9 protein-coding genes and 1 pseudogene are annotated in these 10965 nt (G+C 53.1%); 8 read left to right on the top strand and 2 right to left on the bottom strand.

The window, feature by feature from the left end:
* Positions 1–70: 70 nt before the first annotated feature.
* From H7A81_RS21860 to H7A81_RS21830, 7 genes are all read left to right on the top strand, one after another.
* Positions 71–733 (top strand): amidohydrolase family protein, encoded by a 663-nt coding sequence (locus tag H7A81_RS21860; RefSeq protein ID WP_370529975.1) that lies wholly within the window; start codon positions 71–73, stop codon positions 731–733.
* Positions 723–1178, top strand: a complete 456-nt coding sequence (locus tag H7A81_RS21855) for a RidA family protein (protein WP_182058711.1) — start codon at positions 723–725, stop codon at positions 1176–1178. Before H7A81_RS21860 ends, H7A81_RS21855 begins: the two co-directional genes overlap by 11 nt.
* Positions 1179–1192: 14 nt before the next feature.
* Positions 1193–2071, top strand: a complete 879-nt coding sequence (locus H7A81_RS21850) for a creatininase family protein (RefSeq protein WP_182058710.1) — start codon at positions 1193–1195, stop codon at positions 2069–2071.
* Between the two features lie 13 nt (positions 2072–2084).
* Positions 2085–3056, top strand: coding sequence for an ABC transporter substrate-binding protein (locus H7A81_RS21845; RefSeq protein ID WP_182058709.1), 972 nt, complete (start codon positions 2085–2087; stop codon positions 3054–3056).
* The gene (locus H7A81_RS21840) at positions 3053–3886 is read left to right on the top strand and encodes an ABC transporter ATP-binding protein (protein WP_182058708.1); all 834 of its coding nucleotides are present in this window, start codon (positions 3053–3055) and stop codon (positions 3884–3886) included. The genes H7A81_RS21845 and H7A81_RS21840 overlap by 4 nt, the downstream gene beginning before the upstream one ends.
* A complete protein-coding gene (locus H7A81_RS21835; RefSeq protein ID WP_182058707.1) occupies positions 3886–4683 on the top strand; it encodes an ABC transporter permease in 798 nt (265 codons plus the stop codon). The genes H7A81_RS21840 and H7A81_RS21835 overlap by 1 nt, the downstream gene beginning before the upstream one ends.
* Before the next feature lie 98 nt (positions 4684–4781).
* Positions 4782–6170 (top strand): FAD-binding oxidoreductase, encoded by a 1389-nt coding sequence (locus tag H7A81_RS21830; protein WP_182058706.1) that lies wholly within the window; start codon positions 4782–4784, stop codon positions 6168–6170.
* Between the two features lie 69 nt (positions 6171–6239).
* Here H7A81_RS21830 and H7A81_RS21825 read toward each other — a convergent pair whose 3' ends face one another.
* The gene (locus H7A81_RS21825) at positions 6240–8096 is read right to left on the bottom strand and encodes a hypothetical protein (protein ID WP_182058705.1); all 1857 of its coding nucleotides are present in this window, start codon (positions 8094–8096) and stop codon (positions 6240–6242) included.
* 344 nt (positions 8097–8440) lie between these two features.
* A complete protein-coding gene (locus H7A81_RS21820; RefSeq protein WP_182058704.1) occupies positions 8441–10411 on the bottom strand; it encodes an autotransporter outer membrane beta-barrel domain-containing protein in 1971 nt (656 codons plus the stop codon).
* Positions 10412–10742: 331 nt separating this feature from the next.
* Here H7A81_RS21820 and H7A81_RS21815 point away from each other — a divergent pair.
* A pseudogene (locus tag H7A81_RS21815) lies at positions 10743–10965 on the top strand (hypothetical protein); the annotation flags it as partial.

Below are 10965 nucleotides of genomic sequence, written 5' to 3'. Positions count from 1 at the left end.
CATACGAGATTTCTGAATGTGACTGGAGTTCAGACGTGTGATCTGCTGATCTATTGCGGCACAGGTTGCCGTGAGCGGGCCAGGTGCGCTACTGGGCGGATTTATTCACAGCAGCAACTGGGATACGCAAGCTTTTACCCATTTGATGCAGGCTGCCGAGCAGTGGCAGTTGGATATTGATCTGCACATTGATGAAGAGCTGAATGCGGATGCGCAGGGTATGCGCTGGCTAGCTAACTATCTGGAACATCACCCTTTTAGTGGAAATATCACCTGCAGCCATAGCTGCGCGCTGACGCAACAGGACGATGCGTTGCAAATCATTTACCTGCTAGCCCAACAGCGTGTGACGTTGATCGCCCTGCCTTTGACAAATTTATTGCTGCAAGACGCAGTACCCGACCGCACGCCACGTCAGCGTGGTTTAACGCTGGTGAAAGAGGCGATCGCGCGAGGCATTCCCGTACTGCTGGGCGCGGACAACGTGCAAGACGCCTTTTGCCCCGTAGGCAGTTACGACCCGCTGGATACGTTGTTCAGTGGCCTGTTAAGCCTGCAACTGGGGGCGGCTTTTGATGAAGCCTCCCAACTTATCTGCCATCCGCAGGCTTTCCAGCAAAACGATTTAGTGATCTTTCCGCAGGCCGATGTCGCCAGCTGGCCGTTGCGCCAGCGTCAGCGCTATCGGTTAAAACAGGGTGTGCGTTATGGAGACGAGAGCAATGGCGCTTGATGAGGGAGCGGGAAAACCGCTGGCAAAATATGCCGCGTGGCGACGCGTGGGCGACTTTATCTTTCTCTCCGGCATTATTCCGGTGAACCCACAGACTGCCACTATCGTGCGCGGTTACGGCGATATTCCGCAAGCAGCCCAGTTACTGCTGGGTCGCACCGGCGAGTTCTCTACGGATATTAAAGAAGGCCCGATTCTGGCGCAGAGTTGGTACGTGCTGGAGAGCATCCGCACCACTATAGAAAGTGCCGGCGGCCAGATGAGCGATGTATTTAAGCTGGTGCAGTATTTCCGCAATCTCGATCATTTTCCCCACTACAGTCGCGTGCGTAAGCAGTTTTTTCCCGATGAACCGCCGGTCTCCACCGTGGTGCAAGTCAGTGAAATGCTGCCGAGTCCGGACGTTTTAATCGAAGTTGAAGCCACGGCGTGGTTGCCGCAATAACACGAGGAATCTGTATGTTGCATGGTTACATCCCGGCAAACCGCTTTTTGCCGTATCTGAGCTGGACTGACATTGCCACGCTGGACGATAAAGCCAACACGGTAATTGTGCTGCCAACCGGTGCTATTGAACAGCACGGTCCGCATCTGCCGTGCGCGGTGGACAGCGTGATTTCCTCTGGCGTGGTCGGTCACGCGATGGCGCGTTTACCGGCCGCGATACCGGCTTACGCTATTCCGCCCATCACTTATGGCAAATCCGATGAGCACCTGCACTTTCCCGGCACGCTAACGCTAACCGGTGAAACCTTGCTGCACACTATTTTGGAAATCGGCGAGTCACTGTATCGAGCCGGTTTTCGTAAGTTTTTAATGGTAAATGGTCATGGCGGTCAGCCACAGCCATTGCAGATGGCGGCGCGCGAACTGCGCCTGCGTCACGGCGATATGATCATCATCATGCAGGACACCTTCAAAGTCCCGAACTGCGCCGAGAGCTTTATGGATGACAAAGAGCGGCAAATGGCGATGCACGCCGGACACGCCGAAACCGCACTGATGCTGGCGCTGGCACCCGACACCGTGCAGATGAGCAAAGCTGTAGCGAATTATCCGCCTGAATTCCCCTGCCCGACACTCTCCACCAACAAGCCGATGGCGGCCTGGGCTTCTTATGATTTTGGTCCAAGCGGTGTGATTGGCGATCCGTTGCCTTCCACCCCTGAGCAAGGCGCGGCCATTCTTGATTCTCTCGCCGAAAGCTGGGCGCAGGTGATCACTGAAGTGCACCAGATGGTCTGGGTGACACGCGCCGAACCGGCGTGGGGCACGGGCCAATGGCAGGGCAAGGTATTAGATCACAACGACGCTGCATCACTATTACAACCGCGCTAAACGGGGATCGACGATGATGAAAAAAATGAGCATGGTAGCCGCACTTTCACTGGCGCTGTCGGCCCAGATCATGGCGGCTGAACCCTTTACCTTTATGACCAACTGGTATGCCCAGGCGGAACATGGCGGCTTCTATCAGGCGCAGGCACAGAATCTGTATAAAGACGCTGGCCTGGACGTCACGATTAAAATGGGCGGCCCACAGGTGCACACCATGCAGTTGATGGCGGCGGGTCAGGCGGACTGTATCATCAGCGATAATATGCAAGCGCTGGAATCGTGGCAACAAGGGGTTGAAGCCGTGCCCGTCGCCACCACCTTCCAGCATTCAGCCATCGCATTTCTCACTCATCCCGATGTGAAAGATAAAGCCGATCTGCAAGGCAAAACCTTCCTGCTCGCTGCAGAAGCCTATACCTCTTACTGGCCATGGGCACAAAGCGCGCTGAACCTGAAAAATGCCCGCGTGCGTCCATACACCTTCAGTATTCAGCCGTTCCTTGCGGATAAAACGCTGGTGCAGCAAGGGTATATCACCTCCGAGCCGTTTGCGGTGCAGAAAGCCAATGCCCAGGCCAACGTCTATCCAATCAGTGACTGGGGCTATCCACCGTACGGCAACAGCATTGTTTGCATGAAATCGACCATCGAGAAGCGCCCACAAGCTGTTGCCGCGTTCGTTAAAGCCTCGATGCAAGGCTGGAAAAATTATCTGCAGGATCCCAGCGCAGGCAATGTGCTGATCAAGAAAGAAAACCCGCAGATGAGCGATCAACAGATTGCCTTTGGTATCGCCCAGATGAAGAAATACCAGATGGTGACCGGCGGTGATGCGCAAACCGGAGGGATTGGCATTATTACCGAACCACGTCTCAAACAGACCTGGCAGCTGCTGGTGGACAACAAGCTAATCGATCCGGCTAAAGTCCCGTTTGAAGGTAGCTATACCTTGCAGTTCATTAAAGACGTCAAGGTCATGCCATGAACACCGCCAGCAAATTAACGCTGAGAAATGCTGATGCGCAACCGGTGCCGGTGCCTGCGGCACCCCCAGCGATTGAGGTGCTTTCAGCGGAGAAGATTTACCCCAATGGCACGCGTGCACTGCTGCCCGTGGATCTCACCATTCGTCAGGGTGAATTTGTCTCGCTGCTGGGGCCCTCCGGCTGTGGCAAAAGTACCCTTTTGAAAATGATCGCTGGGTTGATTGAGCCGACAGACGGCAAGCTGATGCTATTCCGCCGCGATCGTCGGGAAAATCAGCGTGATCTTCCGCTCTCTTTCGTTTTCCAGGAAGCCACGCTGATGCCGTGGAGCACAGTGCATAAAAATGTGCGCCTGCCGCTGGATTTAGCCGGCGTGCCACGCGCTGAAGCGGATACGCGTGTACAAGAGATTCTCGAACTGGTGGGACTGGGCCAATTTGGTCACGTTCTGCCGCGCGAGCTTTCGGGCGGCATGCAGATGCGCGTGTCGATTGCGCGCGGTCTGGTCACGCGCCCCAAAGTGCTGTTAATGGATGAACCCTTTGGTGCTTTGGATGAGATTACGCGCAACAAACTCGACAGTGACCTGCTAGATTTGTGGCAGGAACAGAAACTCACCGTGGTGTTCGTGACTCACTCGATTCAGGAAGCGGTGTTCCTTTCGCAACGGGTGATCATGATGGCGGCACGTCCAGGGCGCGTGGTGGATGACATTCGCATTGAAACCACTCAGCCGCGCGACGATGAATTCCGCGTCAGCCAGCCGTTCACGCATTATGCGCAACAGTTACAACGTGGCTTGCTGGCAGCCAGTCAGGAGAGAAAATAATGAAACCACTCGCCGCCAGTTTAAAATTCCAGCAGTGGCTATTCCCGGCGATTGTCGCGGTTGTCATGCTGCTGTTATGGCAATTTCTGGTGACCATCTTTAAAGTGCCGACCTTTCTGGTACCTTCACCGATGGTGGTCGCGCAAAGTCTGGTGCAAAACTTTCCGACGTTGTTCATGTCTTTGCTCTATACCCTGAAGATCACCGTGATCTCCTTTGTGGTTGCGATTGTCATCGGCTCAATCATTGCCTTTCTGCTGGTGCAGAACCGCTTTATTGAAACGGCGTTGTTTCCCTATATCGTTTTTCTGCAAGTCACGCCGATTGTCGCCATTGCACCGTTGATCATCATCTGGGTCAAAGACACCACGCTGTCGTTGGTGGTGTGCGCCACACTGATGGCAGTGTTCCCGATCATTTCTAACACCACGCAGGGCTTACGAAGCGTTTCGCCCGGTTTGTTGAGCTATTTCAAACTCAACCATGCATCACGCATGCAAATTCTGCTGCGTCTGCGCATTCCTTCGGCGCTGCCCTACTTCTTCGGCGCATTACGCATCTCCAGCGGTTTGTCGTTGATTGGTGCCGTGGTGGCAGAGTTTGTCGCGGGCACCGGTGGCACCGATACCGGGCTGGCTTACCAGATTCTGCAGGCCGGTTATCAGCTTAATATTCCGCTGATGTTTGCCGCATTGCTGCTGATCTCTCTGGCTGGATTCCTGCTGTTTGCCTTGATGTCGTGGCTGACACGTCGGGTGCTGGCTGCCTGGCACGAGAGCGAGTTGAGTCCTGGTTAATCGACGTGGCGGCTGATGATTGCCGTTGCACATCGCTCTGATTTACATCAGGCGCGGCCTTCAGGCCGCCCTCCCCAAAATATGCATAGGATGTCCACATGTCTGATTCCGATCGCCAGTCTGCACTGGCGGCGCTGGTCGCGGCGTTGCCTGAACTTGACTGGATTAAAGAAGCACCCAAGGTTAAACGTCTGTCACGTGATTTCCACTGGTTCAGTCCGGTGCTGAAGCCGCAGTTGGAGGAGAAATTTGCGGAACTGGCGGTGCGCCCGCGCGATGAGACCGAACTCGCTGCGGTCGTCGCCGCCTGCGCCAAAGCCCGCGTACCGCTTAATTTGCGCGGAGGTGGCACCGGTAACTACGGACAACTGATCCCACTGGATGGCGGTGTGATGGTGGATATGACGCGGCTCAATGCCGTCACGGCGATGGGCAGAGGCACGGTGCGAGCACAGGCAGGCATTCGTCTTGGGGATTTGGAAACCTATACGCGCCCGCATGGCTGGGAGTTACGCTGCATGCCGTCCACATGGAAACTGGCTACGCTGGGTGGATTGTTTGGTGGAGGATTTGGCGGTGTAGGATCGGTCAATTACGGGCCGTTAGCCGCGCCGGGCAACGTGCTGTCAGTGCGCATGATGACCATGGAGGAAACGCCACGCATCATCAGCTTGCAGGCACCGGATGCGCTGCTGCTGCATCATGCTTATGGGAGCAATGGCATTGTGCTGGAGATCGAACTGGCGCTGGCCCCACGCCACGACTGGATTGAGCGTCTTGATACCTTCACCACTTTCGCTGCTGCGATGGCTTTCGCCGATGCGTTGGCGCGTTCACCGGGTCTGGTGAAACGCCAGATAGCGGTGTTTGCTGCACAGGTGATGGATTACTTCAGCGATTTGTCCGATGCCGAATTCAGCGGCATGCACGGCGTGATTTCAGTGGTGGGCTGCGAAAGTGATCTCCTATTGCCCGCAATACTGGCGCAGCATGCGGGACACAATGCACTGCGCTATGCCGAGGGTGAAAACAGCGGTCATTCACTGATTGAATATTGCTGGAACCACACCACGTTGCAGGCGCTCAAAATCGATAAAACCCTGACCTATCTGCAAACTGCGTATGCGGCTGAAAATTACCACCAGCAGGCGCTGATGATGGAATCACAATTATCGAGTGAAGTGATGTCTCATATTGAGTTTCTGCGTGATATGAACGGCACACTCACCTGCAGTGGATTGCCGCTAGTGCGTTACAGCACGGAGGAGCGCTTAAATGAGATTATGGATATTTACCGCAGCCAGGGTATTAAAATCAATAATCCGCATGTGATTCATATTGAAGATGGCAAACAAGGCATGGTCCGCGCCGATGTAGTCGCGATGAAACGCGCCTGCGATCCGCATAATTTATTAAATCCCGGGAAGCTACGCGGCTGGGAAGTGCGTGAAACGCTACCGGACGTGCATATCCAAGGCGTGAATTGATTCCCTGAATTAAATGATAAAAGCTGATCATCCGATGGTCAGCTTTATTTTTCTTTTAAACAAATCGCGTTAAATATAGGGCTCTGTTGCACTATTTAAAGGAATACTCCATTCGTTGCCATTCACCCGGACTTTCAAATAACGCCGGGTACGCCATTTTCCCGGTTCGTACTCTTCAGGCTGACCAGTAATAACCGTTCCATTTAACAGCAATTCCTGGTCGTTGTTGTAGCCGATCCCCACTTTTTCATTGCCAATCCAGTGCTGTTCGAAAGCCACAACAGGGGCTGCATCGAACTTTTGCGCATCGGCTTCAGAGCAGGCGGTATAGCTTTTGCGGAAGATAAAACATAATCCCGCCTTGTAGCGATCTTTACCATTGGTTTCCACCAGCGCGGTGGCAAATCCAGTGAATTGCGCCAATTTAACGTAAAGCTTCGTGCGGGTTGCTCCTCCCTCAATGTGCACTTTCGTCACCGGGCATGAGCCTTCGCCATACCAGCTGCCAATGGTATTGGCATTGTTGCGCGCCTGGAGGTAAATATTGGCCACCCCTTCTGGCGTTCGTCCAGAGTACTGAGTTTGCGTGGCGCTTTGCGATAATATTTGCGATGTCCCCACCACACGCACGTGTATCTGCGTCCCTTCATCGGAGAAATTAAATTCGCCAATGTAGAACCATTTCTCTTTATCGCTACGGTTATCCATATGGTGTTGCGAGGTAATATAATCATAGTTTAGCGAGCCCTGAATGATGGCACCCCAATCCGATATTTCCATCAGCCCGCGATCACCTTCCGCCAGCAGTGACCAGGGTTCGATACCTTCGGTGCTGTAATCAAACCCGGCGCTTTGGTTATGAATACTTTTCTGAATGATCAACGCGCGGCAATAGCCCAATTTTAACGGATTAGTCGTTGATTCAATCGCCAGCCCCTCAATCACCCACTGGCCATTGGTTAAATCCCCGGCGAATTCTGAATGTTCAATCCAGCCATTACGAATAAAGGATTGGGTGCAGCGCGGTAAATCCAACACCGGCTTTAGGGTATTTTCTTGCAAATTGAAGTTGGATAATTCAATGGCCGTGCTGTGGTCCCAGGCACCTGCTGCACGATCGGACCAGCGTGCATACACAATGCTGTCCTGACAGCCTCTTGAATAAAACTGATCAATCTTACAATCCAGCGTATCGATCAGATCCAGTGCTCGTCCGCCCAGATAGCGAAACTCCATACTGCTCACGCGCAGAAACTGCCCGCCGGTGATAATGTTGGCGTAAAAACCGACTTTATTAAATGCGGTACCGCCGTCTCCGCCGTTATTTGAACTCATGCCTTTTACCACAATGCCCGAAATCTCGGCATAGCGCGCATTGACTTTAAAAAAGTGCAGTCCTCGTGGCTGTGTACCCCAGTTGAATGTCAATGTGGTGGTGGGAAAGTAGCCAAAATTGACGTTAGCACCCGAAACTTTGAAACGGTTAATCTCTTTGTCTGAGATGTCGAAAGTAGACATGCTGAATACACCGGCGGTAAAACGGATACCGGCAGCAGGCAGCACACGCTGTGACCAGGTAAACATACGTTTTACTGCCTCGATACAATCCGTTTTACCGTCGGCTATAGCACCAAAATCCAAAACGGTGACGGTGCTATAATCCTGAATCACTCGCTTCCAGCGTTTATTGCCTGCCGCGATAAAGACAATTCCACCATCGTCTGGGCTGGTGGTATCGGTCGCGTCATACACAAACACCCCGCCTCCCATTTTACTGCCTTTGGTGTACTCCAGCACGGAAGCGATTTCACCTCCGGATGTCGGTACAGTAGCGCGTAATTCATCAATGGTTTTCAACTGCACGACGGCACCCGTTGTGGCGTTGACGGCATTTTGTGGCGTGGTGTTATTGGACGCATTAACCATGGTGTACCCCTTAAATATTAAGAGAAAATAACTGCCCCCATGCAGTATAAGTAGCTGATAGTTAATGTGTTGATGTGTGCCAGTGTAATTAGAGACGTTAAACATCCAACAGATAAATGGAATTAACCAAGGTAATGATTGCAGAAAGAAAGCGCAGCGGTAAGAGCGTGATTTTACAGAATAATCGCAGGCACATTATTGCTTATCGCGGCCGCAAAAATTGAGCAATCTACGCAAGATTCCGATCGAAAACCTTAAGCCGGTAACTGATTCATTCACTTATTTATTAAGGTTAAGTGAAGCTAAAACGGTGCCAGCAAGCCACGACTTGCTGGCACATCATCCTAGAATGTGGCATTAACCCCGACGTTCCAGGTCACCTGATGGTCATCGCTGTGACTGGCGACGGTGGACACGCCAGCAAAGGCATTGACCGTATCGCCCAACGGCACATTGGCACCGACCGCCACATCCAGCCAGTTTTTATCCCCAGCCGCCACCGTCCGCTCAAAAGAGGTCTGGGTGGATTTCAAACCAGCACGTACGGTTGAATCCGTGTCACCAAACTGATGGTTATAACTGACCTGAGCCCACGGATTGACCACCCACTGCCGGCTATCGACGCGCCAGCCAATTGAACCGATCTGTGAGTGAAGCGTTTGATCAGAGAAGCGCATCGAGGTGCTGCTATTGCCATTTTCCTCATAGCCACCCACGCGTCCATAATCCAGCGCATAGCTGGCAACCGGGCCTGTGGTGATATGCGTCCCCAAAGGTAAATCCCAGCCGGTTTGTACCCGCATGCCCAGTAATTTACCGCTGCTGTTGCCTTGTTCAGTCCGGGTGGCAGGGCCGATGTTGATGTTACGCTCGATACTGTCGAAATCGAGATCGGCATAATGGAGATCGGCATTGATCCAGCCTTGATCGAACAAGGTGAGCTGACTGTAGAGCGCCACCAGATTACCGCGCAGCTTGTAGTCATAGTTTGATGAAGGATCCATGCGCTGATTGCTGTTTGAGAACAACAAACCCGTTTGCCAGTTATCGGTCAATTGATAGCCGATCCCCAACGTCAGATTAGTGGTGTTTGCATCACCGTCGCTCCAGTCATCACCTTGATAATCAACGTGCTGCCCGGCGTAGCCACCAAACACCGTGAACTGTCCCGCGCTGGCCGGTTGCTGGCGCTGCTGTTGCAAATGCCCATCCAGCGTATTATGCATGTCGCGCGCCATCAGCAGTGTGGATTGCGACAGTGCCGCGACCTGTGCAGGAGCATCGAGAATCGATTGAATATAATCTGCCAGCATAGCGTGCACTGCCGGGCTGGGATGCAGGCGATCGGCAAACAGATACGCTTGTGCGCTACTAAAACCCGCATCAGAGGAGTGGCATTCATCTGCAGAGGTGCCCACCGGACAGGCAATGCCGATGGTGTTGGTCAAACCATAACGTCCAGGGTTCGCAACCACCTCACTAAACAGTCCAGCGATATCTACCCGAACGATGTTGCCCTTCAACGCGGCCAACTGGGCCTCTTCCTGCTGGTTGTAGCCATCGGACAAGGCTGTCACCTGAGTACTGAGTGCTTGCCAGGCGTCGTAAAGCTGTTGAGCCAATACTTCACGCGCCGTGGGGTCGCCCGAAATTTGTCCGGCGGCGGCTGTAAAGGCCTCTTTCACCGCCTGTTGGCGGGCGGCAGCATCCGGTGTGGCAGCGTTATCGAGCGACTGAAAAGCCGCGACCATGGCTGATGTTCCAAACGTACTCAAGACGATCTGCACCATGTAGGGCGTCAGCCCCAATTGTGGAACATTGGGCACGATGACCGCTCCCGCGCCCGCATCCAGTAGCGTTTTGACCTGGGAAGCCGCAGAAATTGCGCTGTTGCTAATGGTTTCACGTGCGGTGAGCGGATTGGTGACGGCGGCGGCAATATCATTTGCACCGACCCAATGAATGTACAAGCCGTTGCTGTCAGCGCGTCCACCGGTGGATTGCAGATAGGTCGCCAGCTGGTCCTGGGTGTTCAAATCAGGATCCAAAGCAGATACCGCAACAGCACCACCTTGGGCATAGTTACTGCCGCCTAAATCGGAAGGCAGTAGATTTTCACCCAGATGCGTTGCCAAAATTTCATCGTACAGCGGATGCTGCGCGCCGTCGGCGGTAAAACGCCCAACATTGCCACCGTCGCTCAGGCTATCACCAAAAACCGTTAAGCTGTCCCACGCCTCAGCGTCAGGTGTTGCCAGCAGGGTACTTATGGTCGCTATCGCGACAAGGGAAAGTGCGGATTTGCGTTTTTTCATCATCCACTCCGTGATGAGTCAGACGCTTTGTGCCTGACGCGTAAAAGATGTGACTTGCGCATGACACCGCAGCAACACAAGTCAATAAGGTCGCATCAAGGATGCGAAAAGGACGTTAAGGAGATAACAAGGACGTTTAAGGTGTAGTCAGTCAGGGAAGGTAATACCAGTTTGCATAGATAAGATTACTGCGAGTATTTTTAGGAATTTAACCTCGCTCACACTACCGCACGTCTCTCATGAAGGAAGGACTGATCTATAGTTATGGGGTTGCCGGGCAAGGATCCGGCAACCGCTATTTGCGCCACATCTCTGGATATGGAGTCAGTAAATGAGTGATTGTAAAGAGCAGCATCACCAACATCATGACCATCAACATGGTGCGCACTGTGGTCATACCGCGATTCCCCATGAAGGACATATCGATTACTTGCACGACGGCCATCTTCATCATCCACACGGAGATCATGTTGATGAACATGTATTACCGGTGAATGCGCACAATCCCGATCAATGCACGCCAGACCACCATTGCAGTGGTCATGAACCGGGAC

It is taken from the genome of Pantoea sp. ME81 (genome assembly GCF_903970985.1).
Classification (GTDB): domain Bacteria; phylum Pseudomonadota; class Gammaproteobacteria; order Enterobacterales; family Enterobacteriaceae; genus Pantoea; species Pantoea communis.
Note: the sequence above shows the minus strand (reverse complement) of the source record. Positions and strands in the feature narration are given on the sequence as shown.

Coding starts and splice junctions, on each gene's coding strand:
- H7A81_RS21855 (WP_182058711.1), top strand. CDS start 723: ATGGCGCTTGATGAGGGAGCGGGAAAACCGCTGGCAAAATATGCCGCG.
- H7A81_RS21850 (WP_182058710.1), top strand. CDS start 1,193: ATGTTGCATGGTTACATCCCGGCAAACCGCTTTTTGCCGTATCTGAGC.
- H7A81_RS21845 (WP_182058709.1), top strand. CDS start 2,085: ATGATGAAAAAAATGAGCATGGTAGCCGCACTTTCACTGGCGCTGTCG.
- H7A81_RS21840 (WP_182058708.1), top strand. CDS start 3,053: ATGAACACCGCCAGCAAATTAACGCTGAGAAATGCTGATGCGCAACCG.
- H7A81_RS21835 (WP_182058707.1), top strand. CDS start 3,886: ATGAAACCACTCGCCGCCAGTTTAAAATTCCAGCAGTGGCTATTCCCG.
- H7A81_RS21830 (WP_182058706.1), top strand. CDS start 4,782: ATGTCTGATTCCGATCGCCAGTCTGCACTGGCGGCGCTGGTCGCGGCG.
- H7A81_RS21825 (WP_182058705.1), bottom strand. CDS start 8,096: ATGGTTAATGCGTCCAATAACACCACGCCACAAAATGCCGTCAACGCC.
- H7A81_RS21820 (WP_182058704.1), bottom strand. CDS start 10,411: ATGAAAAAACGCAAATCCGCACTTTCCCTTGTCGCGATAGCGACCATA.